Here is a 26,333-nt window from a genome sequence, read left to right on the forward strand (position 1 = left end):
GTGACTTCGACGTCAAGAAGTAAATACTTAACGAGATGGCAACGGCGCCATTCGTTCTCTAAGTGAAGGCAGGTGCAACGGCAGGCAACGAGCCGTCCAAAAGGGTCGAATCGCCCATCTCGCTGAGAGCGAGAGCGAGCGCGCCGAGCACCTCCGCACGGCCGCCAAGGGCCCCTGGAAGCACCGAGAGCTGCCGGGCGGCGCTGGGGATCGCATAGCGCCCCACGGACTCCCTGATCGGCGCCAGGACCAGTTCTCCGGCCTCGGCGAGGTCGCCGCCGAGGACCACTCTGCTCGGGTTCAGCAGGTTGCAGAGATTGGCCACACCGCTGCCGATGTGCCGGCCGACGTCGGCGATCACCCGACGGCAACCGGGGTCACCGTCCCGGGCCAGCCGTACGACGCCTTCCATGGTCAGGTCGGTGCCGTGACCGGGCTGGAGCAGTGGCAGCACATAGCGGGCCGCCGCGAAGGTCTCCAGGCAGCCACGATTGCCGCAGCGGCAGACCGGGCCGGATTCATCGAGTGTAATATGTCCGATTTCGCCTGCCGTGCCGCCAGGGCCCCGGTAGATCTTCCCGTTGATCACCAGACCGGCGCCGACACCGCTCGCGACCTTGATGTAAGCGAGATCACGCACGCCCTTGCCGCTGCCCCAGACCAGCTCGCCCAGGGCTCCGAGGTTGGCGTCGTTGTCCACGTGCACGGGGACGCCGAGACGGAGTCTGAGCTCCTCGGCGGGTCTCGCGCCGATCCAGCCGGGCAGGATGGCGCTGGAGCCGAGGGTGCCGGACTCGACGTCGATCGGTCCGGGGACGCCGACGCCCACGCCGGCGATCTTCGAACGGTCCACGCCGGTCGCCGCGATCAGGCGGTTGACCAGCTCTTCCGCCCGGTCGAAGCCCTGGCTGGACGACGAGTCCACGTCGAGCGGTTCGGACTCCTCGGCCAGCACCTGGTGGGCCAGGTTCCCGATCGCGACGCGCAGGTGGGTATGGCCGAAGTCGACCCCGATGACGATGCCTGCGTCACCGCTCAGACTCACGCTGCGGGCCCTGCGGCCACCCGCCGACGTGGGCGTGACCTCGACGGTTCCGCCGTCCTTGAGCTCGCGCACGATGTTGGAGACCGTCGCCGCCGACAGGCCGGTCGTGCGCGCGATCTCCGCCTGCGTGAGCGATCCGGCCAGTCGTACGGCCCGTACGACACGTTCCAGGTTGGCTCGGTGCAGCGACGACTGCGACCCCGGAGTCTCCATCGACCCATCCACTCCCGCCATCGGAGGCGGCCACGGTGCCGCCAACGTGACCCAGGTCACCTCACTGAGACCGGGCCACTTACAAGTTATGAACTCCAAGCTCTGCTGAACGGGTTACCGCCGTCAAGTCCTTGACAGAAATCGTTGGCGGTTCGGGGGTCGCCTGAGGGACATGCGGTGGACATGTCTAGGCCACTGGTCAGCAGGTTGGAGGGCGCGCGCGGAGTGTGGGTGCGGGGCCGTCGTGGCTGGTCGCGGAGTTCCCCGCGCCCCTTTCGGGGCGCAAACGTTCCGTTACTTCAAAGCTCCCGCCGTCAGGCCCGCCACCACCTGGCGCTGGAAGATGATGTACGCCGCCAGGACCGGGAGCATCGCCATCACCAGGCCGGCGAACAGGCCCGACCAGTCGCCCTTGTAACCCTGGCTGACCGCCAGCTGGACCAGACCCTGGGTGAGGACGTGCTTGTCGGGGTCCGTGTTGAGGACCGTCGGGAGCATGTACTGGTTCCACTGCCCCAGGAAGTTGAAGATCCCCACGCTGATCAGGCCGGGCTTGGCCATCGGCAGCATGATCTGGAAGAACGTGCGGGTGTGCGAGGCGCCGTCGACGAAGGCGGCTTCGGCCACCGAGGTGGGCAGGGTGCGGAAGAACGCCGTGAGGAAGAAGACCGTGAACGGCAGCGAGTACGCGATGTAGACCAGGATCAGGCCGTGGATGGTGTTCAGCAGGCCCATGTTGTTCACGACGTAGAACAGCGGGACCAGCGCGAGCATGATCGGGAAGCTCATGCCGCCGATGAACAGGAAGTAGATGAAGCGGTTGCCCGGGAAGTCGAAGCGGGCCAGGACGTAGGCCGCCATCGAGCCGAGCACCAGCGTGCCGATCAGCGAACCGCCCACCACCAGGATGGTGTTCAGGAAGTAGTCGCTCATGTTGGCCTGGGTCCAGGCCCGCGACCAGTTGTCGAAGTGCAGCTTGTCCGGCAGCGCCCACGGCGAGCTGAAGATGGACCTGTCGTCCTTGAAGGAGGTCATCACCGCCCAGACCAGCGGCATGACCACCATGATCGCCCAGAGGATCAGGACGCCGTGGGAGAAGACGTTGAGGATCCCGCCCTCGCGCCTGCGCCGGGACGGCCTGGCCGCGGGGACCTCGGTCTTGGCCACGGGCACGTCCGGGCCGGTCGGCATCGGGGCGTCGGTCTCGGTCGTCGTCATCGCTTCAGTACTCCAGCCGCTCGCGACGGCCCAGCCGCATCACGATCGCCGCGAAGGCGAGCGTGACGACCAGCAGGGCGACGCCGATGGTGGTGGCGTAGGCGGCCTGACCGTCCCGGAACGCCTTCTGGTACACGTACAGGACCATCACGGTCGTCGAGTAGTCGGGACCGCCCGGTCCGGTCGTCATGATCTGTACGACTGCGAACGACTCGGCGCCGAGCGCGAGGATGCCCATGTAGACCCAGCCGGACTGCACGGTGTCCCACAGCAGCGGCAGGGTGAGGCGGAAGAAGGTCGTCGCGCGGCCGGCGCCGTCGAGCAGCGCGGCCTCGTAGAGATCCGTGGGGATGGACGCCATGCCCGCCGAGAAGAGGACCACGAAGAAACCGACCGTGGACCAGACCAGTACGGCCATCACGCACCACAGCGCCAGGCTCGGGTCGCCGAGCCACAGCGGCTGGATATTGTCCAGACCAATTCCGCGGAGCAGTGAATTGATCGCGCCGCTGTCCGGGTTGTACGCGAAGGCGAACAGCAGCGAGACGATCGCGATCGAGAGCACCTGCGGGAAGAAATAGACGATCTTGTAGAAGGAAGAGCCCCGGACACCGGTGACGACCGGGCCGCCCTTCCTTCTGCGACCACCCACATTGATCATGAAGGCGAAGAACAGCGCCAGGCTGATCGTCACCAGCGGCAGCACGACCGCGAACATCAAGCTGTGCTGCAAGGACTTCCAGAAGATGTCGTCATGGAACATCCTCTTGTAATTGTCCAGGCCGACCATCTTGAAATCGGGGCTCAGGCCGGTCCAGTCCGTGAACGAGTAGTAGATGGACTGGATGAACGGCCAGACCACGAAGAGCGCGTACAGTCCGAGGGGCAACGCCAGAAACCCCACAATGAACCGGTACTTGCCGTGCTGCATCGCCACTCCGGTGCCGTGAGGGGGGGTATTACTGGTGCTTGTAGTGCTTGATCGAGGTGTCCTTGGCCGCCTCGTCGGCATAGCCCTGGATCTTCTTGATGGCCTCCGCCGGGGTCAGTCGGCCGGCCATCATCTCGCCGAGGCCGGCCACGCCGATCTTCTCCTTCTGAAGCTGCACATACCAGTCCTGGAGCCGCGGGTTGACCACGTTCGACCCGGCCAGCTTCAGGGCGGCGACGCCGGAGGTGAGGCCCGGGGTGAGGGTGATGCCGTCGGTGCCGCCGTTGTACGCGGTCAGCGACTTCACCTTCGACGTGAAGTTCTTGGAGGACGCCTCGCTGAGCATGATGCGCAACTGCTCCATGCCGCCCTCGGCGTTCGCCGCCTTGGCCGGGACGATGAACGGCTCGCCGCCGGAGGCCCAGATGGTGCCGAACGGCATCTTGTCGCTCTTGTCGATGCCGGTGGGCGCGGAGACGGCGAGGTTGAAGTCGGAGGGGATGACGTTCGCCGACTCGTTCTCCACCCAGGAGCCGTTCGGGATGAACAGCGCCTTGCCCTGGGCCCAGGCGGTCTGTGACTGGATGTGGTCCAGGCCGGGGGTGCCCTTGAGGACGTAGCCCTTCTTGTAGAGCTCGTAGTAGGCCTCGAAACACGCCTTGACGGCCGGGTGCTTCCAGGCGTTCGGCTCCAGGTTGTCGATCGCGTTCAGCACCTCGACGCCGCCGACCTTGCCGATCATCGGGTACAGCGAGAAGGGGATGTAGTACGGGTACTTGCCCGCGTACGTCCAGCCGGCCATGCCCTTCTTCTTGGCCTTCTCGCAGACGGCGAGCATCTGGTCCCAGGTCTGCGGGTACTCCGCGTCGAGCGAGTCCAGCGCCTTCTGCGAGTACCAGACGCCGTACACCGTGTAGGCGTAGTACATGATCCAGACCGGGTCGCCGTCGAACTGGCCCATCTCGACGATGCCGGGGCGCAGCGTGTCGCGGACCTTCTTGTTGGGGTCGTCGTACGACGGCGCGTCGAGGAGCGGGGTGAGATCGGCCAGCTGCTTCTTGCCGACCAGCACGCCCATGTCCATCTGCTCGGCGCCGGAGTTGTCGATGAGGTCCGGCGGGGTGCCCTGGTTGAAGCGGGGCTGCAGGGTGGACTGGATCTTCTGGGTGGCCGAGAACTTGACCTTGGCCTTCGGGAAGTCCTTCTGGTAGATCTTCACCGCGTCCTCGGCGTACTCCTTGCCGAAACCGCCGTCGAAGAGGACGAATTCCATCTTGGCGGTGTCGTTGACGCCGAGCGGGTTCTTGGCCGTCTTCTTGCCGGCCTTGTCCTTGGACTGGCCGCCTCCGCCGCTGCTCGCGCAGGCGGAGAGGAATCCGACGGTGGGGACCGAAATCAGGCCGAGCGCGGCTGACCGCTTGATCAGATCGCGGCGGCCGACGCCTTCGGAACCATGACTGGCTGCGGATGTGGATCCCATGCTCAAGTCCTCGCCCTCTCCAGGACTCAGGCGGTGAACCGGATCCTCCCCGGCACCGCGGTCGGGTCGTGCTGGGCCGTGCAGGAAGTCACTCAGGAAACGCCGACAGGTATAGTCCACTTCCCGCCAGCGGGGCAAGATCGAATGCAAGGTTGGCCAAGGGTCTTTTCCTAGTTGAGACCTGTCGGAAATCTGAGCGAGCTGTGTACGGCTTGCCGGAAAAAGAGCCGACATAGACCCCTGAATGCCGCAGCCAACACCCTTGACATCACGGACCACTTGACCACCTACTGGTTCCTGCGCCACGCATCTGACAACGTTGTCTCATGTGGCAGGGAGGGTACCCGTTGTGATGCAGCGGAGAACGCAGCGAAGAACAGGACACAGATCTGGTACGGCGGTCGTGATCGCGGCCGCCGTAGTCATGACCCTGGGCTCCCAGGGGGCCGCGGTCGCCCTGCCGGCCAAGGCACCGGCCGCCGCGACAGAGTTCGCATCCTCGTTCGAGTCTGGCGATCCGTCACCGGACTGGACCGACACGGTCGACACGGACCCCACCGGCGCACCGCGCGCCTCGGGGGTCGACGGCGGCTACAGCACCGGCATCCCCGGCAATGTCACCGACCACGTGACCGACATGCGGGCCAGCGGCGAGAACACCGGCGCGGGGGAGGTCAAGGAGAACCTCGTCGACGGCGAACCGGGCACCAAGTGGCTCACCTTCGAGCCGACCGGCTGGGCGGAGTTCGACTTCGACAAGCCCATCAAACTGGTGACGTACGCCGTCACCTCGGCGAACGACTACGCCGAGCGCGACCCCGCCGACTGGACCCTCCAGGGCTCGACGGACGGCAAGGACTGGAAGACCGTCGACACCCGCACGGGCGAAGGCTTCACCGAGCGGTTCCAGACCAGGACGTACGACCTCTCGGCACCCGCCGAGTACCAGCACTTCCGGCTCGACGTCACGAAGAACAACGGCGCCCCGGACATCCTGCAGATCGCCGACGTCCAGTTCTCCACGGGCGGCAGCGGCGGTCCGGTGCCCCAGGACATGCTCTCGCTGGTCGACAAGGGCCCGAGCGGCTCACCGACCGCGAAGGCCCGGGCCGGCTTCACCGGGACCCATGCGCTGCGCTACGCGGGCCGGCACACCGCGAGCGGACGGGCGTACTCGTACAACAGGGTCTTCGACGTGAACGTGAAGGTCCGGCGGGACACCCGGCTCTCGTACCGGATCTTCCCCTCGATGGCCGACGGCGACCTCGACTACGACGCCACCAACGTCTCCGTGGACCTGGCCTTCACCGACGGCACCTACCTGAGCGGCCTCGGGGCGGTGGACCAGCACGGGTTCGCGCTGTCGCCGCGCGGCCAGGGCGCGTCGAAGGGGCTGTACGTCAACCAGTGGAACGACGTCTCCTCGGTGATCGGCTCGGTCGCGGCCGGCAAGACCGTCGACCGGATCCTGGTGGGCTACGACTCGCCCGCGGGCCCGGCCAAGTTCCGGGGCTGGATCGACGACGTGAACATCGAGCGCGTCGCCCCCGAGAAACCCAAGGCGCATCTGTCCGACTACGCGCTGACCACCCGCGGCACCAACTCCAGCGGCAGCTTCTCGCGCGGCAACAACTTCCCGGCGACGGCCCTGCCGCACGGCTTCAACTTCTGGACGCCGGTGACCAACGCGTCCTCGGAGAGCTGGCTGTACGAGTACGCACGGGCGAACAACGACGACAACCTGCCGACGATCCAGGCGTTCAGCGCCAGCCATGAGCCCAGCCCCTGGATGGGCGACCGGCAGACCTTCCAGCTGATGCCGTCCGTCGCCGCCGGCAACCCGGACACCGGCCGGGAGGCACGGGAGCTGGCCTTCCGGCACGAGAACGAGACCGCGCGGCCGTACTACTACGGGGTGCGGTTCGAGAACGGACTCAAGGCCGAGATAGCGCCCACCGACCACGCGGCCGCGCTGCGCTTCACCTATCCGGGCGACGACGCGAGCGTGATCTTCGACAACGTGACCGAGCAGGCGGGCCTGACCCTGGACAAGGAGCACGGGATCGTCACCGGCTACTCGGACGTCAAGTCCGGCCTGTCGACCGGCGCCACCCGCCTGTTCGTCTACGGCGTCTTCGACAAGCCGGTGACGGGCGGCGACTCCAGCGGGGTCAAGGGCTATCTGCGCTTCGACGCGGGCGCCGACCACACCGTCACGCTCCGCCTGGCCACCTCCCTCATCAGCGTCGACCAGGCCCAGGACAACCTGCGCCAGGAGATCCCGGACGGCGCCACCTTCGACACGGTCAAGGCGCACGCCCGGAAGACCTGGGACAAGCTGCTCGGCAAGGTCGAGGTGGAGGGCGCCACGGCCGACCAGCTGACCACGCTCTACTCCAGCATGTACCGGCTGTACCTGTACCCCAACTCGGGCTTCGAAAAGGTCGGTTCGAAGGACCAGTACGCCTCCCCCTTCTCGCCGATGACCAGCCAGGACACCCCGACGCACACCGGCGCGAAGATCGTGGACGGCAAGGTGTACGTCAACAACGGCTTCTGGGACACGTATCGCACGACCTGGCCGGCCTACTCACTCCTGACACCAGGTCAGGCGGGTGAGATGGTCGACGGGTTCGTGCAGCAGTACAAGGACGGCGGCTGGACCTCGCGCTGGTCCTCCCCCGGCTATGCCGACCTGATGACCGGCACCTCCTCGGACGTGGCGTTCGCGGACGCCTACGTCAAGGGTGTCAACTTCGACGCGAAGGCGGCCTACGAGGCGGCCGTGAAGAACGCGACGGTCGTCCCGCCCTCCTCCGGCGTGGGCCGCAAGGGCATGTCGACCTCTCCCTTCCTCGGCTACACCAGCGACGACACCCGCGAGGGCCTGTCCTGGGCGATGGAGGGGTACGTCAACGACTACGGCATCGCCGAGATGGGCCTGGCCCTGTACAGGAAAACCGGCGAGAAGCGCTACAAGGAGGAGTCGGACTACTTCCTCAACCGCGCCCAGGACTACGTGGACCTCTTCGACTCCAAGGCCGGCTTCTTCCAGGGCAAGGACGCCCAGGGCAGGTGGCGGGTGGACTCCTCGTCGTACGACCCGCGGGTGTGGGGTTACGACTACACCGAGACCAACGGCTGGGGCTACGCCTTCACGGCTCCGCAGGACAGCCGGGGCCTGGCCAACGTGTACGGCGGCCGGTCCGGACTCGCGGACAAGCTGGACGAGTACTTCGCGACGCCCGAGACGGCCTCCGCCGACTTCGTCGGCTCCTACGGCGGGGTCATCCACGAGATGACCGAGGCCCGGGACGTCCGGATGGGCATGTACGGCCACTCCAACCAGGTCGCCCACCACGTCATCTACATGTACGACGCGGCCGGCGAGCCCTGGAAGGCCCAGGCCTACGTCCGCGAGGCGGTCTCCCGGCTCTACCTGGGCAGCGAGATCGGCCAGGGCTACCACGGCGACGAGGACAACGGCGAGCAGTCGGCCTGGTACCTCTTCTCGGCCCTCGGCTTCTACCCGCTGGTGATGGGCAGCGGCGACTACTCGATCGGCTCGCCCCTGTTCAAGAAGGCCACGGTCCACCTGGAGAACGGCCGGGACCTGGTGATCCGGGCGCCGCGCAACAGCGCGACCAACGTCTACGTGCAGGGCGTGCGGGTCAACGGCCGTATCTGGACGTCGACCTCGCTCCCCCACTCGCTCATCTCCAAGGGCGGGATCATCGACTTCACGATGGGCCCGAAGCCGTCGACGTGGGGTACCGGCAAGGACGCCGGCCCGGTCTCGATCACCAAGGACGACAAGATCCCGGTTCCGCGCGCGGACGTCCTGAAGGGTGACGGCTCCCTGTTCGACGACACCTCGGCGACGGAGCAGACGGTGGCCTCGGTGGACCTGCCGGTGACCCGGTCGGTCAAGGGGATCCAGTACACGCTCACCTCACCGGCGGACCACACCAGGGCCCCGACGGGCTGGACCCTCCAGGCCTCGACGGACGGCACCCACTGGCGCACCGTGGACCGGCGGTCGGACGAGACCTTCGCCTGGAACCTGCAGACCCGGGCGTTCACGGTCCGCACGCCCGGGACGTACGCGCACTACCGGCTCGTCCTGGACGGCGCTTCGACGCTGGCGGAGGTGGAGTTGCTGGCCTGAGGCACGGCACGGAGGCCAGAAGAAGGGGGGCGGGCCCGTCGGGTCCGCCCCCCTTCTTTTTGGGTTGCGCCGTCTCAGCCGGTGGCGAGGGTGAACACGTGCAGGTCGGTGTTCTTGGGGAGCCGGACGCTCTTGATGCTCTTACCCGCCGGCGCCTCGAAAGGCCTGGTCGCGAAGACGTAGGTGGCCACGGGGTCCTTGTCGGCGCCCGCGACATTGCGGTACGCGGTCCTCGCCACGGTCTCGTTCCCGTACTGGACGGTGCCGCCTCCGCCGCCGACCGTCCAGTCGGTGAAGGCGAGGTCGACCGTGCCGGTGCTGCCGTCGGTGTACGTGACGGTCGCCGGGGCGGACTGGTTGCCGTTGGTGGCGCTGCCCAGGAAGGACAACTTGTCCGCGGGTGTGCCGAGTTCGACGGTCTGCCCCGCGGCCGTCGCGTTGTCGGGGCGGCCGGCGGGGGCGCTCGGCCAGGTGTAGGCCAGGCCGTCGACCGTGCCCTGGGCACCCGCGGTGAGGCCGGCCGCCGCGAGGGCCTGGCGGGAGTAGCTCCAGCCGCCGCCGTCGAAGTCGCCCTCGTCGTGGTCACCGACGTCGTCCGAGACGCCGGTGTTGTCGTAGGCGGCGAGCAGGGTGCCGGGGGCGGCGACCGTGAGGGACACCGGCTGCTCGTACGACGTGTCGCCCGAGGTGACGGTGACCTTCACGTCGTAGAAGCCCTGTGTGACGTCGTCGGCGGCCGTGAGGGTGATGTCCTGCGAGCCGTCGACGACCGTGCCCTGGGCGGGGGTCGCCGTGACTCCGGTGGGGGCCTCGACGCTGTAGCGGACCTCGGGTCCGGTGCCGCCGCTCAGCGACAGGGCCCGGATGTCGACCTTGGTGGTGGCGCCGGGGGCGAGGGTCGCCGTGGTCGGGCCGACGCCGATCTGGTACGGCTGTTCGCCGACGCGGAAGGACGGCGGGGCGTCGGCGGGGTCACTGCCCCAGGTTCGGTTCGGGGTGGTGGCGAGGGTGTAGTCGAGGGTGCCGCCGTTCCTGACGATCGAGGAGGAGAGCCAAGGGCGGTCGCTGGTGCGGCCGTTGACCTTCAGGAACTGGATGTACGGGGCGTCGGTCGCCGCGCCCTTCGCGCGGATGGAGATGTCGTTGCCGTGCGGGCGCTTGATCTCGATGCGCTCGAACAGGGGTGAGGCGAGGGTGAGTTCGGCGCGGGAGGGGACCTGGGGGTACATGCCGAGCGCGGAGAAGACGTACCAGGACGACATCTCGCCGAGGTCGTCGTTGCCGGGGATGCCGGCGGGATCGGTCGTCCAGAGCTGTTTCATGGCCGCCCTGACCGTCTCCTGCGTCTGGTAGGGCGCGCCCACGTAGTCGTACAGGTAGGGGACGTTGACGGACGGCTCGTTGTCGAGCTCCGACTTGTCGCCGCCGCTGCCCGTGAAGGCCCAGCTCCCGTCCGCCTCGTGGAAGAAGGAGTCCAGGCGGGCCAGTGCCTTGTTCGTGCCGCCCATCGCCGCGAAGAGGCCCGCCGGGTTGTGCTGGACCATCCACGTGTACTGGGCGGCCGTGCCCTCGACGAAGCCGTTGCCGGTGCCCGGGGTGAAGCCGGTGACCCAGCTGCCGTCCGCCTTGCGGTTGGCGATGTAACCGCCGGTGGGGTCGGCGGCGATGTTGAAGTTGTTCTGCCACCACTGGGCGCGCTTGGCGAAGTCGTTCGCCGTGCTCTTCCTCCCTGCCGCCGTGGCGAGTTGGGAGAGCGCGAAGTCCGCCGTGGACATCTCCAGCGTCTCGGCGGCGCCGCCCCAGGCGTTGGAGACGGACGGCATGTAGTGCAGCTTCAAGTACTTGTCCAGGGAGGGGCGCTGGCCCGCCGAGAGCACCGGCTTGCCCGAGGAGGACAGGTCCTGCGCGGTCGGTACGGTCGCCGCCTGGACGAGGGAGTCGAGGGCGCCGTTCAGGTCGAAGTCGGTGCCGCCGAAGGCGCGGATGCCGGCCAGGGCGGTGGGCGAGGGGTCGCCGTTCATGACGTGGGTGCCGCTCGCTCCGTGCAGCCATCGGTCCCAGATCCCGCCGTTCTGCTGGGCGAGTTCGTAGAGGGACTGAGCGATGTCCGAGCCGGTGCGGGGGTTGAGGAGAGTGAGCAGTTGGACCTGGGAGCGGTAGATGTCCCAGCCGGAGAAGGTGCCGTACTGCGCCTCGTGGCCCCGCCCGACCTTGTGCACCTTGCCGTCGCTGCCCGTGTATCGGCGGTCGGCGTCGCTGATGACGTTCGGGTGCAGGAGGGAGTGGTAGAGCGCGGTGTAGAAGGTGGTCCGCTCGGCGTCGGTGCCGCCGCCGACCTTGATCGCGCCGAGCTGGTCGCGCCAGGCCCGGTGCGCCGCGTCCTCGACGGCGTCGAAGGAGCTCTTCGGCGGGTTCTCCGCGGCGAGGTTGGCCCGGGCGCCGGCCTGGCTGACGTACGAGATACCGACCCTGACGCCGACCGGGCCGGTGCCGGGCTCGAACTCGACGTAGCCGCCCGCGCCCTTGCCCGCGACGGGACGGCCGCCGTTGGTGAACCCGCCCGTGCCGCCGGTCGTACTCGTCGACCCTGGGGTCAGCCTGTCGTCCTGCCAGGTGCCGGTGGTCTTGAAGGCGCGGTCGAAGGTGGCGGTGAAGTACAGGGTGTAGTAGGCGCGTTGGCCCTCGGGGTCGAGGTAGCCGCAGAAGTCGCCGGAGGTGACCGAGCCGGAGACCGTGCGGGTCGCCGGGTCGATGGTGACCGACGAATCCGTGGAGCCCACCTCGGAGTTGGCGGTGCGGATCAGCAGCGAGGCGGGCTTGTCGGCCGGGTAGGTGAAGCGGCCGGAGCCGGTGCGGGCCGTCGCGGTGAGGTCGGCGGTGACGCCGGAGGCGAGGCCGACCTTGTAGTGGCCGGGCTCGGCGGTCTCGTCGGCGTGACCGAAGTCCGAGGCGTAGACGGCGTCCTTGGTGTCGCTCGCCGGGGACGAGGTGACCTCACCGGCGTACGGGAAGAAGGGGATGTCGCCGCTGCCGCCGGCGCAGCCGGTGCCGGACATATGGGTGAGGCTGAAGCCCCGGATGCGGGTGGCGTCGTACTGGTAGCCGCCGGGCGCGGCCGTTCTGGTCGCGTCGCCTCTGGTGTTCTCCGGGCTCCAGGAGAGCATGCCGAACGGCACGACGGCGCCCGGGAAGGTGTCGCCGCCGTTCTTGGTGCCGATCAGCGGATCCACGTACGCCGTGGGGTCCTTGACCAGTTCGGGGGCTCGTTCGGGTACCCCGCTCGCGGTCGCCGCGAGGGCGGGGGTGGCGCCGCCGGTCGCGAGCACCGCGGCCAGCAGCAGGGACATGGGACGGAAACGCATGACGCGGCCCCTCCTCCTTCGGACGGGTCGCGCACCACAGGTCGCACAAGCCGCAGGGACAGTAACGTGCGCCACCCGTAGCACGGAAGACCGCATGCCCCGGACAGGCACCGCCCCGGTTCACCCGGTCGGGCTACCCGAAGTGGGTTGACATCGTTGTCGGTTGAGGCGGTAGAGTCATGTACCGACCATCAGACAACGTTGTCGTGTTCCATAGCGTTGACACAAGCCGAACAGCACGGCGCGCAAGAGGCAGTTCGAGCCACTTCCCCCCGGGCAGGTACCCCACCCCCCTCCCTGCCCGGCTCGCGGACCCGGTGTGCACCGACACCGGGTCCGCCCAGAGCGGCCACCGGCGACGTCAACCGACCTGGCACGGCCGGGCGGTTGCGGTGTCCGCGCCGTCGCCCTGGACCACGTAGCCGAAGGCCGCCCTCTGCCCGGGGCTGAGCGAGCCGTTCCAGTCGACGTTGTGGACCATCACGTCGCCGTTCCACAGGCCACGTCACCGCTGTTGGTGACGGCGGCCTCGGGCTGGTGGCCGCCGGGCCGGCTGTTGGCCGTGGTCCGGGTGGCCGTGCAGGTCTGTGTGGGGTGACCGGCCGTACGCGGGGCAAGGAGACGGACGCGGGGCGGAAGCGGGCCCGACGCCTCGACGGGTTCCGGTCCGGCGAAGCTGGTGGGAGCGCTCCCACCCCACTCTCTGTGAAGTTAGCGCGGACGCGAGCGACTGTAAACGGCAGGGACGGGTCCGCCGTTCCGGAGGTGACACCGACGCCCGGACTCGCGGCCGGTGTCCGGCGGGCGGCCGTCCCAGCGACATCCCAGCGACTCCGCGATCCCGCAGTTCAACACGCCACCGCCATCCCGGCATCCCAGGGCCCCCGGAACTCCTTGGCACCCACCCGGCCGCGCCGACAGCCTGCTGCCGCCGGGTGGGAGAGGACACCTCGCACCGAGCACACGACCGGACAACGCTCGAAAACACGGGAGGAATCATGAAGAAGCGTGGCATCGCCGCCATCGCCGCCGGCCTCGCGGCCGCTGCCCTGGGGCTCACGCCGGGCACGGCCAACGCGGCGGACAACGATCCGCTCAGCGCCAGCACCACGGGCGCCTCCGTCTCGCTCACCGTCGACTGGACCGGTTCGGAGTCGTTCACCCTGCGCAACGTGAAACTCAGTGACACCTCCTGCGACGCCCACCCGGTGTTCTTCTACGTCACCGTGCCGGGTTTCCAGTACCCGAACCACTGGAACACCAGCGGGTGCGGCACCACCACCACCTGGGGCAGCCTGCCGGGCAGCCTGGACGGCGGCATCCACAGCCTCTGGGTGACGGTCTGCCGCGACACGACCTTCGACAACTGCAGCTCGTCCGGCGGGTCGATCAACCCCTACGACTGATCCCCTGACGGCAGACACCGTCGGCCGTAGTCTCGGCGGGGTGAGCACCGTGATGTTCGACGAGATGACCGTCCGCGACGCCACCCCCTCGGACTCCGACGCCGTCTACCGCCTGCTGAGCGGGTTCGTGACGAGCCATCGGCCCGACCGGGCGGTCTTCGACGCCGTCACGTTCCCCCGGATCGTCGCGGCCGCCGCGGACGGCACGGCCGAGTTCCTGGTCGCGGAGGCGGACCCGGGTGTGGTCGGGTACGCGCTCGCACTGCGCATGCCCACCCTTTTCGCGGGCGGAACCATCCTCGAACTGCTCGAACTCACCGTGGACGCGCCCTCGCGCGGGCGCGGTACGGGTACCGCGCTGATCCGGGCCGTACAGGCGCGGGCCCGGGAGGCGAAGGACGTCGAGGTGACCGTGCCGACCCGCAGGGCGGCCGGCTTCTATCGCACCCTGGGGTTCCACCAGACCGCCGTCCACCTCAAGTGGTCCACCGCCTGACCGGAAGGGACCACGGGCTTCCGGGCGGCGAGTCGGTCGGACGGTGGGGGACGGCCGGCAGCCGGCGGCCCAACTCGGACCAGGTCCGCCGTCCCGGAGGCGGGGCACCGATGTCGCGGCCGGCGTGCCGGCCCGGGGGCTCGGCCGGCCGGCGGTTCGGCGACCGCCGGCCGGCGCGTCACTCGTAGCGGTACTTCAGCGAGTCCGCCTCCGCCTGCTGGATGTCGGTGATCGTCAGCTCCGGCATCCGCAGCTGGGCCAGCGTCACCTCGGCAGAGGTCGGCTGGGCGTTTGCCGGCAGCCACTGCTCCGGCTTCCAGGCCCCGCTGCGCAGAAGCGACTTGGGGCAGTGCGGGTAGACCTCCTCGATCCCCAGCACCAGCGCGCTGGCCGGCGGCTTGCCCACGGCGGTCAGCTGCGACAGCAGCTCCGGGCGGGTGGAGACGCAGGCCCGGCCGTTCACCCGGAGGGTCGTGGTGCGCCCCGGGATGACGAACAGCAGCCCGGCCCGTCCGGTGGCGATGACGTTCTGCAGGGTGTCCAGACGCTTGTTGCCGGTCGCGTCGGGTATCGCCACCGTCCGTGCGTCCAGGACGGCGACGAACCCGGCGGGGCCGCCGCGCGGGGAGACGTCACAGTTGCCCTCGGCGTCCGCGCTGGCGACCAGGACCAGCGATGAACAGCCGATCAACCGCCGCGTCTGCTCGGTGAGTTCGGTCATCTGCTTGCGCACGGCCGCGTCGCCGGGGAGGTCGTAGACCCGGCGCAGCGCCTCCTGGTCGGGCACCGCGTCGAGGCGCAGCGAATCGAAGGCACTGCCGGCAAGGGATGTCGTCATGCCTCGACCCTAATGGGCCGACCTGGATCGGTCTTGGTCGGTGAACGCCGGGACACAAGGACGGCCTGTCGTACCGGCAGCTGGGCGAGCCGGCCGCCGGACCCGCCCTCACCGGGTGGCCCGCCGTGAGTCCGGGCGCGTCGGCGGACGATCAGCCACGGCCAGGGCCGCGCCCTGGGGTCGGGGGCCATCGCGGTCGCCGGGCGGTGCCACAGTGAGCCCACAGACTTGACTCTTTTTTGGCCAAGCGCACCGGTGGTGACTGGCGTTCGGTCATGTTCACTTGTCGCGCCCACGAAGTTGGTTCTTGACGTTTTCTGAGTCAGTCAGGTGGGTCGCGCGAGCAGCCTTCCCGGCCGGATCCCGACCCTCCGATACCGGCCGTCGCGCTGTCAGGGCGCTGCGATGGAGGAAGAACTCATGAGGAGACACATACGCGGGACGCTGGCCGCGTTGACCGGAGCGCTGCTGCTCACGATGGGGCTCACCGCGACCGGCAGCCAGCCGGCGCAAGCCGATGACAACGGTGTCGGACTCAAACCCGCCCTCGGATGGAGCAGTTGGAGCTTCGTCCGGCGCAATCCGACCGCAGGGACCATCGAGTCGCAGGCCAAGGCGCTCAAGTCGAGCGGCCTCGCGAAGAACGGGTTCGTGTACGCCAACGTCGACGACTTCTGGTACCAGTGCCCGGGCAGCCAGGGTCCGGACGTCGACCAGTACGGCCGGTGGGTCACCGATCCCGCCAAGTTCCCGCCCCGCGGTGGCGAGAACGGCATCCAGGTCGTGGCCGATTATGTCCACTCCCTCGGGCTGAAGTTCGGGCTCTATGTCACTCCGGGCATCTCCCGGCAGGCAGTCGCGCAGAACACCGCGATCCAGGGAACGCCGTACCACGCCCAGGACATCGCCACCACGACGACGGAGAACAACTACAACTGCGGCGGCATGGTCGGCATCGACTACGGCAAGCCCGGCGCACAGGCGTTCATCGACTCCTGGGCCGGCCAGTTCGCCGGCTGGGGCATCGACTATCTCAAGATCGACGGCGTCGGCACCCCCGACGAACAGGACGTCCAGGCCTGGTCCGACGCCCTGCGAGGGACCGGCAGGCCCATCCACCTGGAGCTGTCCAACAGCCTCGACATCAACAACGCGGCCACCTGGGCCAGGCTGTCCAACGGCTGGCGCACCGGCGGCGACATCGAGTGCTACTGCGGACCGGACGGCAGCAGCTACCCGCTGACCACCTGGGCCTCCGTCGCCTCCCGGTTCGACCAGGTCGCCGCGTGGGCGCCGTACGGCGGTCCCGGCGGCTACAATGACTACGACTCCCTGGAGATCGGCAACGGCGACCACGACGGGCTGACCCCGGACGAGCGCAGGACCCAGCTGAGCCTGTGGTCACTGGCCGCCTCCCCGCTCATGCTCGGCACCGATCTGACCCACCTCGACCCGGCCGACCTGGCCCTGCTGAAGAACACCGACGTCCTCGCGGTCGACCAGGACGGCATCGACGCCCGGCGGATCTCCGGAAACGGCGACTCCCAGGTGTTCGCCAAGACCGAGCCCGACGGGGACGTGGTCGTCGGCCTGTTCAACACGGACGCGGCGCCCCGGGAGGTCGCCACCACCGCTGCCGCGCTGGGTCTGCCGGCGGCGCGCGACTACTCCCTGCGGGATCTGTGGAGCCCCCGGGTGACCGAGTCGACGGGCCGGATCGCCGCCGACGTGCCGCCGCACGGCGTGGTCCTGTACCGGGTCCACGGCAGCGACCACGTGGTGCGGGGCGCGGCCCCCGACGTCTCGCTGGCACTGCACTGGGCCTCCGCGCCGAGCGACAGCACCACGCGTGAGGTGACCGCGGTCCTGTCCGACAACGGCTCCCGCCCGGTCACCGACGCCGGTCTGACCCTCACCGGGCCGTCCGGCACGAAGATCACCACGCGCGACGAGACCCGGGCCCGGACGATCCACGGCGGCAGCGCGCTGAAGGCCACCTTCAGCGTCTCGATCCCGCCCTCGGCCGACCTCTTCGCCTCCAGCGCGTTCCACGGGTCGGCGACCTACCGCCATCGCTCCGCCGGCGCCACGGGGCTGAAGGCCGGTGACACGATCACCGTCAACCATCCGGTGACGGCTCCGTACCGCACTTTCGCCTCCACCACGGCGAGCTTCAGCGAGTCCGGCTCCAGGCTCGGCATCCGTGCCCAGGGCGCCGACCTGTACAACGGGACGAACGAGTACGGGACGGTCTACCTGCCGGGGGCCGAGCACGACGGTTCCACGACCACCGTGAAGATCGACTCCCAGGCGGACACGGACGTCTGGGCGAAGGCCGGGATCATGGTCCGCAACGACATCACCCGGCCGGACACCTCCCCCGGTTACCTGGCCCTGGTCGTGACCCCCGGCAACGGCTACCTCCTCGACTGGGACAGCGACGGTGACGGGCGGCTGGACTCCCAGGACTCCACCGGGACCGCCACCTACCCCTCGTGGCTGAAGCTGGTCCGGCACGGCACCACGTACAGCGGCTACTACTCCACCGACGACGCCACCTGGAATTTGGTCGGCACGGTCACGGTCCCGACCGCCGCGGCCACCCAGGACGTCGGCCTCACCCAGACCTCGCACGCCTCGGGCACCACCGGCGAGGCCGACTTCGACACGTTCACCACCACCCCCTAGGGGGTGTCGTCCGCGCGGCGCCCGGTGCTTTCTCAGACCGGCGCCGTGCGGGCGCGCATCGCCGTTCCGGCGGCCCGGAGTTCGGCCACCGGGAGCTCCAGAGTGAACTCCGTACGGCCCGGCCGGCTCGCCACGTCGATCCGGCCGCCGTGGGCCGTGGTGATGGCCGCGGCGATGGCCAGGCCCAGACCGGAGCCGCCCTCCCGGACACCGGCGCGGGTCCGGGAGGAGTCGGCCCGGGTGAAGCGTTCGAAGACGGCGGGCAGGAGTTCCGGCGCGATGCCCGGTCCGTCGTCGTGGACGCGGATCACGCAGGTGGCGGCGGTGGTCTCGACCGTGGCGGTCACCGCCGTACCCGCGGGCGTGTGCACCCGCGCGTTGGCCAGCAGGTTGGCCACCACCTGGTGCAGCCGGGCCTCGTCGCCCAGGACCAGCGCCGGGCCGTCCAGGTCGAGTTCGAGCTGCCAGACGTGTGCCGCGCCCGCCGCCCTCGCGTCCCACACCGCCTCCGCGACCAGTGCGGCCATGTCGACCTCGGCGGACTGCAGCGCGCGTCCCTCGTCGAGGCGGGCGAGCAGCAGCAGGTCCTCGACCAGGCTGCGCATCCGGGCCGACTCGGCGTTGACCCGGCGCCAGGCCAGGTCCGGTTCGATGCGGTCGGTGCCGCGGTTCATCAGCTCCGCGTACCCGGCGATCGAGGCGAGCGGGGTGCGCAGTTCGTGGCTGGCGTCGGCCAGGAAGCGGCGCATGCGCTCCTCGCTGCGGCGCACCTGCTCCTCGCTGTGCCGGCGTTGGGCGAGCGAGGCCTCGACATGATCGATCATGCGGTTGAGGGCGGCGCCGACCTGGCCGGCCTCGCTGCCGGGCTCGGTGTCCCGTTCCGGGACCCGGGTCAGGCCGGTGACCTGGCCGTGGCCGAGGGGCGCGTGGGAGACCTCGACGGCGGTGGCGGCGACCCGGCCGAGGGGGCGCAGCTGTCGTCGTATCACCACCGCGCACACGCAGCCGGCGACCGTGAGACCGACTGTGGCGACCGCGACCTCGACCTCGACCAGGTCTCCGATCATGTCCAGTACGTCGTCCATCGGCAGGCCGGTCACGACGCGGACCCCGCTGGCGTCCAGGGCGGCGACCCGGTAGGTGCCGAGGCCGGGGACCGTGCGGGTGTCCGGCGAGCCGTTCGGCACGATGCCCCTGAGAGCGGCGGTCTGGGCGGCGGTGAGCGAACGCGGGGGCGCGTCCTGGGTGACCACGGCCGCGCTGAGGATCTCGCCCCTGGTGTCGATGCGGGCGGCGAGCATGCCGGCCGGCTGGCCGCCCTCGTTGAGGAAGGTCAGGTCGCGGGTCAGCTCCGGATGCAGCGCGGCGCCACCCGCGTTGCGCTCGACCGCGTCGCTCACCCGGTCGTCCAGGTCGCCCATCAGGTAGGCGCGTTGGGCGAAGGCGGTGGTCAGGGCCAGCACGGCGCAGACGCAGACCAGGACGGCGGTGATGAAGACGAGCAGCCGCGTGCGCAGCGACCGGCTCCGCAGCCGGGCGGTCATCTCCCGTCCTCCACGGCCCGTACGACGTATCCCATGCCGCGCACGGTGTGGATCACCGGCGTCCGGCCCCGGTCGATCTTGCGGCGCGGACCGGAGACGTAGACCTCGACCAGGTTGCCGCCGCCGTCGAAGGACATGCTCCAGACGTGGTCGAGGATCTGGGCCTTGCTCAGCACCTGGCGTGGATGGTCCAGGAGCAGGCTGAGCAGGTCGAACTCCTCGGCGGTGAGCCTGACCGGGGTGCCGGCCCGCCGTACCTCGCGGGACTCCCCCGTCAGCACCAGGTCGCCCAGGACGCGTACGGAGTCGTCGGCGGGGTGCTGTTCGCTGCCGGCCCGGCGCAGCAGCCCGCGCAGCCGCAGCATCACCTCCGCCACGGAGAAGGGCTTGGTGACGTAGTCGTCGGCCCCCGCCTCCAGGCCGTCGATACGGTGTTCGACGGCATCGCGGGCGGTGAGCATCAGGACGGGCAGCCGCGGCATCTCGTAGCGCAGTCTGCGCAGTACCTGGAGGCCGTCGAGGTCGGGCAGCATCCCGTCGAGCACCACCGCGTGCGGGGTGCAGCCGCGGGCCAGCCGCAGGGCCGTCTGTCCGTCGAGCGCGGGGTAGGGGCGCCGGCCCGCGTCCGCGACGGCGGCGGACAGCAGCTCGGTGAGACCGGGCTCGTCGTCGACGATCAGAACGCGGACTCGGCCGGTTCGGGACCCTGCGGTGGCAGCCATGTATCAAGTCTGTGCCGGTCAGCTGGGGGAACGCTGTGTTCCGGCTGAGCCCTGGCGATGTTCCGCGGCGGCCGCGCACAGGTACGACGAAGGGCCGCGCCCCCGGCTGACCGGGGACGCGGCCCTCACAGGCCCCTTGAGGCTACTTGCGGAGCAGGCTGCGCAGCACGTACTGCATGATGCCGCCGTTGCGGTAGTAGTCGGCCTCACCGGGGGTGTCGATCCGGACGACCGCGTCGAACTCGACGCCCGTGTCGGTGGTGACCTTGACCGTGCGCGGCGTGGTGCCGTTGTTGAGCTCCTCCACACCGGTGAAGGAGAAGGTCTCCTCGCCGGTCAGACCGAGGGACTCGGCGGTGGCGCCCTCCGGGAACTGCAGCGGGAGCACGCCCATGCCGATCAGGTTCGAGCGGTGGATGCGCTCGTACGACTCGGCGATGACGGCCTTGACGCCGAGCAGCGCGGTGCCCTTGGCGGCCCAGTCGCGGGACGAGCCGGAGCCGTACTCCTTGCCGGCCAGGACGACCAGCGGGATGCCCTGCTCGATGTAGTTGCGGGAGGCGTCGTAGATGAACGCCACCGGCGCGTCGGCCTGCGTGAAGTCGCGGGTGTAGCCGCCCTCGGTGCCCGGCGCGATCTGGTTGCGCAGGCGGATGTTGGCGAACGTACCGCGGATCATGACCTCGTGGTTGCCTCGGCGGGAGCCGTAGGAGTTGAAGTCACGACGCTCCACACCGTGCTCGGTGAGGTACTTGCCGGCCGGGGTGTCGGCCTTGATGGCACCGGCCGGGGAGATGTGGTCGGTGGTGACCGAGTCGCCCAGCTTGGCCAGCACGCGGGCACCGGCGATGTCGGTGACCGGGGACGGCTCGTGCGCCATGCCCTCGAAGTACGGGGGCTTGCGGACGTACGTCGACTCCGGGTCCCACTCGAAGGTGTTGCCGGTCGGGATCGGCAGCGACTGCCACTGGGCGTCGCCGGCGAAGACGTCGGCGTAGGACTTGTTGAACATGTCCTCGCCGATGGCGCTCGCCACGACCTCGTTGACCTCGGCCTCGGTGGGCCAGATGTCCTGGAGGTACACCGGCTTGCCGTCGGTGTCGGTGCCCAGGGCGTCCTTGGTGATGTCGACCTTCATCGAGCCGGCGATCGCGTAGGCGACGACCAGCGGCGGGGAGGCCAGGTAGTTCATCTTGACGTCGGGGTTGATCCGGCCCTCGAAGTTCCGGTTGCCGGAGAGGACCGAGGTGACCGCGAGGTCGTGGTCGTTGACGGCCTTGGAGACCTCCTCCGGCAGCGGGCCGGAGTTGCCGATGCAGGTGGTGCAGCCGTAACCGACCAGGTTGAAGCCGACCTTGTCGAGGTAGGGGGTCAGGCCCGCCTTGTCGAAGTAGTCGGTGACGACCTTGGAACCCGGGGCGAGGGTGGTCTTGACCCAGGGCTTGCGGGTCAGGCCCTTCTCGACCGCCTTCTTCGCCACCAGCGCGGCGGCGACCATGACGTACGGGTTGGAGGTGTTGGTGCAGGAGGTGATGGCCGCGACGGTGACCGCGCCGTGGTCGATCTCGTACGTCGAGCCGTCGGGGGCGGTCACGGTGACCGGGTTGGTCGGAACACCGTTGGCGGTGGCCGGGGAGTCGGAGGCCGGGAAGGATTCCTTGCCCGCCTCGTCGTCGTCGGCGACGTAGTTGCGGACGTCGCTCTTGAACTGCTCGGCGGCGTTCGCGAGGACGATACGGTCCTGCGGGCGCTTCGGGCCGGCGATGGAGGGGACGACGGTGGCGAGGTCCAGCTCCAGCTTCTCGGAGAAGTCGGGCTCGGCCTTCGGGTCCAGCCAGAGACCCTGCTCCTTGGCGTACGCCTCGACGAGCGCGACCTGCTGGTCGCTGCGGCCGGTCAGACGCAGGTAGTTGAGGGTCTCGTCGTCGATCGGGAAGATCGCGGCGGTGGAGCCGAACTCCGGCGACATGTTGCCGATGGTGGCGCGGTTGGCGAGGCTCGTGGCCGCCACACCCTCGCCGTAGAACTCGACGAACTTGCCGACCACACCGTGCTTGCGGAGCATCTCGGTGATGGTGAGCACCAGGTCGGTGGCGGTGGTGCCGGGCTTGAGCTCACCGGTCAGCTTGAAGCCGACGACGCGCGGGATGAGCATGGAGACCGGCTGGCCGAGCATGGCGGCCTCGGCCTCGATGCCGCCGACGCCCCAGCCGAGCACACCGAGACCGTTGACCATGGTGGTGTGCGAGTCGGTGCCGACCAGGGTGTCGGGGTACGCCTGGCCGTTGCGCACCATGACCGTGCGGGCCAGGTGCTCGATGTTGACCTGGTGGACGATGCCGGTGCCCGGGGGGACGACCTTGAACTCGTCGAACGCGGTCTGGCCCCAGCGCAGGAACTGGTAGCGCTCGCGGTTGCGGCCGTACTCCAGCTCGACGTTCTGGGCGAAGGCCTCGTGGGTGCCGAACTTGTCGGCGATCACGGAGTGGTCGATGACCAGCTCGGCCGGGGCCAGCGGGTTGATCTTCGCGGGGTCGCCGCCGAGCTCCTTGACGGCCTCGCGCATGGTGGCGAGGTCCACGACACAGGGCACGCCGGTGAAGTCCTGCATGATCACGCGGGCCGGCGTGAACTGGATCTCCTGGCTGGGCTGGGCCTGCGAGTCCCAGCCGCCGAGGGCACGGATGTGGTCGGCGGTGATGTTCGCGCCGTCCTCCGTGCGGAGCAGGTTCTCCAGCAGCACCTTCAGGCTGTACGGAAGGCGAGCCGAGCCTTCCACCTTGTCCAGCCGGAAGATCTCGTACGACTCGTCGCCCACCTGCAGCGTGCTGCGGGCGTCGAAGCTGTTCGCCGACACGACAGTCTCCTTCATTGATGTGCGCGTACCACCGTCAATCGTGCCGCCACGCCGACTTGGCCGATCCAGTAAGGTCAGACTAAGTTAGGCAGGCCTTACTAGAGGTGGCGGCTACGGTGCGCCTAGGCAGATATCTCGATGTCGAGATAACTCTAGTACACGGGCGCCGGATGGTCATGCCCGGACCCGTTGTTCTGTCTCCGTGGAGGTGGCCAGGTCTCACTTGGCCTGGTCACGTTCGAGTGAAAATCTCGGCCATGTGGCCACGTGCCCCGCTGCCCGCCGTACGTTCACGAGAGTCCGTACGTTGCGGTGCCGGGGGTGGGCATGGCGGATCCGGTAGCTGCGGCGGTCCCGCTGAGCGGGGCCGATCCGTTTGAGGTGGAGTACGTCGACGGTGTGGGCCGGGTAGTCCGTTCGGCTCTGGCGCAGTGCTGGCATGTCCGGTTCGAGGACTGCCGCCCGTCCCGGGCGTTTCCTGTCTACCGGGGGCAGAAGAACTTCACCGGTTGGTGGTGGACCGCGACGACAGACACGCATGTGGGCTACGAGTCGTGGCTGGAGCGGGCGGTGCTGATCGGCCTCGACTTCGACCCGGATGTGGCGGGTATCTCGTCGCAGCCGTTCTGGCTGCACTGGTTCGACTGCTGGACGACGGAGTGCCGGGCCGGGTTGAGCTGACCGGCAACCCACCACTTTGCGACGCGCATCTCCTCCGGGGAAAGTCCCTCCAGCCGCCCGAAGGTGGTGCGCGGTGAGCACGTCACAGCGGGTGGGGCAAGCCCGACTCCTACGTCCGCCGCCTTGCCCGCGCCAACCACCTACGGCTGAGCGCGCAGACCTGCCCGGGACTTCCGCCTCATCCCTCTTCCTCCCTATTGAATGAGCGACCTCCACCTCGATGCTTCCCCAAGGCCCGCACCGCGGTGGCGACGACGGCAAGGGTGATGGTCGCCATCCCCGAAGCAGCCAGTACCTGCCGGGGCCCCATGGCAGCGCTGAGCGGGCCGCCGAGCGCAGTGCCCACCGGGGAGGCGGTGAGAAGGGCGGCACCTCGGACGGCCAAGACCGTGGTCAGCCAGGCCGCCGGGGTGCGGTCCTGGAACAAGGTGAACGACAGCGCCGTGAAGGGTCCATAGATCATGCCACCAAGAGCAAAACACACAAGTGAGATACCGGCCGTCGCACCCAGACCGAAGGGCACAAGCATCAGGCCCCAACCAGCGACGATCCCCAGAGTGACCGGCCAGTGCGGAAGCTTGCTCAACGCGCCGGCCGTCAGGCTGCCAAGGACGGCGCCCGCTCCGAAGAGAGTCCAGTACAGCCCAAGAAGGCTCGCACCCGAGTGAAGGTCGTCGGTGACATGCAGCGGGAGCGCGACCTCCACCGGCCCATAGAGGAAGTTGAAGAACCACGTCAACGCGAGAACGCCGAGAAGCTCGGGCTGACTGCGCAACAAGCGCAGACCGGCGGCCGATCGGCTGGTGTCGACCGGCGCAGCCGTCGCCACCGCCTTGGCCACACCGCCCAGCCGTCCCACCTGGACGGCAAGGACGGCGAAGGACATGGCATCGAGGCCGATGATCCAGGCTGGACTGACGACCGCCGCCAGAAACCCGGCGAGTGCAGGACCGACGATGACAGACGCCGATCCGCTCGAACTGACCAGCGCATTCGCGGCCAGACGCTGATCCGGCGGAAGCATCTGGGAAATCAGGGAGTACTTCCCCGCACCACCCCAGGCATGCAGCACCGACGACCCGGCGAGCAGGACCACATAAAGAACCGGGTGCAGCACTCCCGCTACCCAGGCCAACGGCACACAGCCGAGAAGTAACGCCCGGAGCCAGCTGTCCGCGGCCAACAACCGCCGAGGAGCCAGGCGACGCAGCCAGCGGCCGAAGACCAGCGCTCCAGCGGCCCCGGGAAGGGCATAGGCGGCAACCGCAGCACCGACGACCAGCCCCGACTGACCGGGAGGCGCGATCAGAACGGCCAACCACGCCACGGCGACCACACTCATCCCGTCACCGAGGTCGGATGCCGCCAGAGCCGGCAAGAGCCGTCGGAACTCGACATGAGCGAACAGCGGCCGATACGTCGGCGGCAACAAGCGGGTTGTCGATGAAAGAGGCACCACGTCAGACTTGTGGTTCAAGCGCGCTTGAAGTCAAGGGGGATCAGTGCGAGAGCTGGGCATCGGTGACCTTGCGCGGCAGGTCAAGATGCGGCCCTCGGCATTGCGCTACTACGAGAGCATCGGCTTGCTGCCGACCGCCCGGCGAGTCACAGGCCGACGCGTCTATCCGGCCAGCGCCCTGCGACGGATCGCCCTGATCAAAATGGCGCAGCGGGCCGGATTCACCCTGGCCGAGATCCGCCAACTGCTGGACACCGACGCCGACCGAGGTGCCACCAAGCAATGGCGCACTCTCGCGGAGCGCAAGATCCCCGAACTGGACCGGTTCATCCAGGAGACGCAAGCCCTGCGGAACGCCGTCGCCGACTGCCTCGCCTGCGGGTGCATGAACTTCGACAGCTGCCAACTGCTCTCCCCCGGCGCCCCCGAAGACGACGCCTGAGACCGGCCCTGGACCCGAACTTCGGCGGCGATCACGTCCTGAAGGTAGCCACACAGGCGAGACTTTCCACACGCACCAAGAACGGCCACTCGAAGTGAGACAGAGTGGAGTGCCTCGTCTCACCACACCTGTCCACGCCCAGGTCAGCACATGGTCACGGGCCGTATTCCCGGAGACGGGACACCCGTTCTCCGCTGTCCCCGCGGCGTGTCCGGGGCCTGCCCCCGAGGGGCGAATCACCACATCCCGCACGGGCACGCGGGCGCGAACCACCGGGTCCCGAACGAGCGCCCGTCAGGCAATCCGGTTCTCGCGCCCATCAGTTCACGGAGTGGGGGTAACCGGCGAGAGGAACGAAAGGAGTCGCAGTCATGCCGCTCACCTTCCGGAAGAGCTTCCGGATCCTGCCCGGAGTACGCCTCAACATCAACCGGCACTCCTGGTCCATCACCACCGGGGGCAAGCACGGGCCCCGGCACACGCACAGCAGTACGGGACGCCGGACGACGTCGATGGATCTGCCCGGACCGTTCGGATGGCGGCGCACCTCCAGGGAGCGCCGCCGGTGACGTCCGCGGGCGGACCGGAGACCCGAGCGGTCCGCCCGCGGCGTCTTCCGGGTCCGGACGGAGGAGCGGGGAACCCACAAGGCGGATCGTCGGCGTGTCGCAAAACATGCCAGAACGGGGCAGTCCGGGCTTCCCGCGCGGCGAAGTCGAAGTGCGCGCCGGCCAGACCACCATCCACCCCCGGCCGGACGCCCACGGCACCCTCCTTGAGCAG

The 26,333-nt window shown here is 69.0% G+C and carries 17 protein-coding genes and 1 pseudogene; 7 read left to right on the forward strand and 11 right to left on the reverse strand.

What is annotated here, in order from left to right; genetic code table 11:
* Positions 1 to 58: 58 nt before the first annotated feature.
* From ACZ4N4_RS11255 to ngcE, 4 genes are all read right to left on the reverse strand, one after another.
* The gene (locus ACZ4N4_RS11255; protein WP_450764885.1) at positions 59 to 1,258 is read right to left on the reverse strand and encodes an ROK family transcriptional regulator; all 1,200 of its coding nucleotides are present in this window, start codon (positions 1,256 to 1,258) and stop codon (positions 59 to 61) included.
* A gap of 294 nt (positions 1,259 to 1,552) precedes the next feature.
* Positions 1,553 to 2,476: a carbohydrate ABC transporter permease gene (locus tag ACZ4N4_RS11260; RefSeq protein ID WP_453566182.1), complete on the reverse strand. Its 924-nt coding sequence runs from the start codon at positions 2,474 to 2,476 to the stop codon at positions 1,553 to 1,555.
* 4 nt (positions 2,477 to 2,480) lie between these two features.
* Positions 2,481 to 3,407 (reverse strand): carbohydrate ABC transporter permease, encoded by a 927-nt coding sequence (locus ACZ4N4_RS11265; protein ID WP_467586949.1) that lies wholly within the window; start codon positions 3,405 to 3,407, stop codon positions 2,481 to 2,483.
* 28 nt (positions 3,408 to 3,435) lie between these two features.
* Positions 3,436 to 4,887 (reverse strand): N-acetylglucosamine/diacetylchitobiose ABC transporter substrate-binding protein, encoded by a 1,452-nt coding sequence (ngcE, locus tag ACZ4N4_RS11270; protein WP_453566176.1) that lies wholly within the window; start codon positions 4,885 to 4,887, stop codon positions 3,436 to 3,438.
* 424 nt (positions 4,888 to 5,311) lie between these two features.
* Between ngcE and ACZ4N4_RS11275 the strand changes: the two genes are divergently transcribed.
* Complete coding sequence (locus ACZ4N4_RS11275) at positions 5,312 to 9,055, forward strand: GH92 family glycosyl hydrolase (RefSeq protein ID WP_467587693.1); 3,744 nt, start codon at positions 5,312 to 5,314, stop codon at positions 9,053 to 9,055.
* Positions 9,056 to 9,129: 74 nt separating this feature from the next.
* Here the strand turns inward: ACZ4N4_RS11275 and ACZ4N4_RS11280 are convergent, their stop codons facing one another.
* Positions 9,130 to 12,417 (reverse strand): GH92 family glycosyl hydrolase, encoded by a 3,288-nt coding sequence (locus tag ACZ4N4_RS11280; protein ID WP_467586952.1) that lies wholly within the window; start codon positions 12,415 to 12,417, stop codon positions 9,130 to 9,132.
* 361 nt (positions 12,418 to 12,778) lie between these two features.
* Positions 12,779 to 13,017: pseudogene (locus tag ACZ4N4_RS11285) on the reverse strand (chitin-binding protein); the annotation flags it as partial.
* A gap of 398 nt (positions 13,018 to 13,415) precedes the next feature.
* On the opposite strand from ACZ4N4_RS11285, the gene ACZ4N4_RS11290 reads away from it, so the two are divergent.
* Positions 13,416 to 13,823 (forward strand): hypothetical protein, encoded by a 408-nt coding sequence (locus ACZ4N4_RS11290; RefSeq protein WP_453566170.1) that lies wholly within the window; start codon positions 13,416 to 13,418, stop codon positions 13,821 to 13,823.
* Between the two features lie 40 nt (positions 13,824 to 13,863).
* Positions 13,864 to 14,319 carry a GNAT family N-acetyltransferase gene (locus tag ACZ4N4_RS11295; RefSeq protein WP_453566168.1) on the forward strand — a complete coding sequence of 152 codons (456 nt, stop codon included), beginning with the start codon at positions 13,864 to 13,866 and terminating at the stop codon, positions 14,317 to 14,319.
* 178 nt (positions 14,320 to 14,497) lie between these two features.
* On the opposite strand, the gene ACZ4N4_RS11300 is transcribed toward ACZ4N4_RS11295, so the two are convergent.
* On the reverse strand, positions 14,498 to 15,157 hold the full coding sequence (locus ACZ4N4_RS11300; RefSeq protein WP_467586955.1) for an MSMEG_1061 family FMN-dependent PPOX-type flavoprotein: 660 nt from the start codon (positions 15,155 to 15,157) through the stop codon (positions 14,498 to 14,500).
* Positions 15,158 to 15,577: 420 nt separating this feature from the next.
* Here ACZ4N4_RS11300 and ACZ4N4_RS11305 point away from each other — a divergent pair, with 420 nt between their 5' ends.
* Entirely contained in the window at positions 15,578 to 17,845 is a 2,268-nt protein-coding gene (locus ACZ4N4_RS11305) for an NEW3 domain-containing protein (RefSeq protein WP_467586958.1), read from the forward strand.
* A gap of 32 nt (positions 17,846 to 17,877) precedes the next feature.
* On the opposite strand, the gene ACZ4N4_RS11310 is transcribed toward ACZ4N4_RS11305, so the two are convergent.
* The 3 genes from ACZ4N4_RS11310 to acnA all read right to left on the reverse strand — a co-directional run bounded on the left by ACZ4N4_RS11310 (position 17,878) and on the right by acnA (position 22,968).
* The gene (locus tag ACZ4N4_RS11310) at positions 17,878 to 19,389 is read right to left on the reverse strand and encodes a sensor histidine kinase (protein WP_467586961.1); all 1,512 of its coding nucleotides are present in this window, start codon (positions 19,387 to 19,389) and stop codon (positions 17,878 to 17,880) included.
* Positions 19,386 to 20,111, reverse strand: a complete 726-nt coding sequence (locus tag ACZ4N4_RS11315; protein ID WP_467586964.1) for a response regulator transcription factor — start codon at positions 20,109 to 20,111, stop codon at positions 19,386 to 19,388. The genes ACZ4N4_RS11310 and ACZ4N4_RS11315 overlap by 4 nt, the downstream gene beginning before the upstream one ends.
* Positions 20,112 to 20,253: 142 nt before the next feature.
* A complete protein-coding gene (acnA, locus tag ACZ4N4_RS11320; protein ID WP_467586966.1) occupies positions 20,254 to 22,968 on the reverse strand; it encodes an aconitate hydratase AcnA in 2,715 nt (904 codons plus the stop codon).
* Positions 22,969 to 23,295: 327 nt separating this feature from the next.
* Between acnA and ACZ4N4_RS11325 the strand changes: the two genes are divergently transcribed.
* On the forward strand, positions 23,296 to 23,649 hold the full coding sequence (locus tag ACZ4N4_RS11325; RefSeq protein ID WP_467586969.1) for a TnsA-like heteromeric transposase endonuclease subunit: 354 nt from the start codon (positions 23,296 to 23,298) through the stop codon (positions 23,647 to 23,649).
* A 178-nt stretch (positions 23,650 to 23,827) separates the two neighbouring features.
* Here the strand turns inward: ACZ4N4_RS11325 and ACZ4N4_RS11330 are convergent, their stop codons facing one another.
* Entirely contained in the window at positions 23,828 to 25,126 is a 1,299-nt protein-coding gene (locus ACZ4N4_RS11330; RefSeq protein ID WP_467586972.1) for an MFS transporter, read from the reverse strand.
* Positions 25,127 to 25,151: 25 nt separating this feature from the next.
* Here ACZ4N4_RS11330 and ACZ4N4_RS11335 point away from each other — a divergent pair, with 25 nt between their 5' ends.
* Entirely contained in the window at positions 25,152 to 25,550 is a 399-nt protein-coding gene (locus tag ACZ4N4_RS11335; protein ID WP_467586975.1) for a MerR family transcriptional regulator, read from the forward strand.
* A gap of 371 nt (positions 25,551 to 25,921) precedes the next feature.
* Positions 25,922 to 26,119: a DUF4236 domain-containing protein gene (locus ACZ4N4_RS11340; RefSeq protein WP_351728923.1), complete on the forward strand. Its 198-nt coding sequence runs from the start codon at positions 25,922 to 25,924 to the stop codon at positions 26,117 to 26,119.
* Positions 26,120 to 26,333 lie beyond the last annotated feature (214 nt).

Source organism: Streptomyces sp. NPDC026538 (genome assembly GCF_055567535.1).